This window comes from Yersinia sp. 2542 StPb PI (assembly GCF_048593855.1).
Classification (GTDB): domain Bacteria; phylum Pseudomonadota; class Gammaproteobacteria; order Enterobacterales; family Enterobacteriaceae; genus Yersinia; species Yersinia enterocolitica_E.
The window spans coordinates 1-701 of sequence record NZ_JAZGQA010000466.1; the positions used below are offsets into that span (position 1 = coordinate 1).

Genomic DNA, 701 nt, shown 5'->3' on the forward strand with positions numbered 1-701 from the left:
ACGCCTGAAGTCATCGACTGAAAAGTCGTTTACTGAAGTATATTTTCCAGTTAAAAAGCCTCGGCCAAGTGGTGAATAAGGTACCAATCCAATATTATTATTTTTCAGAAATGGTAATATTTCATCTTCAATATCCCGAGTCCAAAGAGAATACTCCGTTTGCAAAGCGTCGACAGGAAATACCGACAGCGCCCGCTGAAGAATATCAACAGAAACTTCACATAGGCCAATATGCAATATTTTGCCCTCTTTGACTAAGTTCGCCAAAGTATACATAGTCTCTTCGATAGGTGTTTCAGCATCAAGCCTATGCATGTAATAAAGGTCGATTTTTTCCAACCCCAATCGTTCTAATGATGATTCACAACTTTGCTTTATATAATCAGGAGAATTATTGATTTTTCGTTCATAACCAGCGCTATTTCCGCGATCAATACCACACTTGGTGGCGATAGTTAAGTTTGCACGATCATTAGCCGTCAAACCAGACAAACAGCGCCCAATCAATGATTCATTATGACCACGACCATACATATCTGCCGTATCAAAAAAAGTCACCCCTTCATTTATCGCTGTATGCAATACTTTCAGTGAATCAATCTCATCACTAGGCCCATAGAATTCACTCAGCCCCATAGCACCATATCCAATCGCAGATACCTGTAAGTGAGAACCTAAAGTTCGCTGTGGCAATTCGTTAT

At 39.9% G+C, this 701-nt stretch carries 1 protein-coding gene; it reads right to left on the bottom strand.

Annotation, left to right across the window (positions count from 1 at the left end; translation table 11 throughout):
* On the bottom strand, positions 1-693 hold a 693-nt coding region (locus tag V1952_RS22320; RefSeq protein ID WP_420075608.1), incomplete at its 3' end, for an aldo/keto reductase.
* Positions 694-701: the final 8 nt, after the last annotated feature.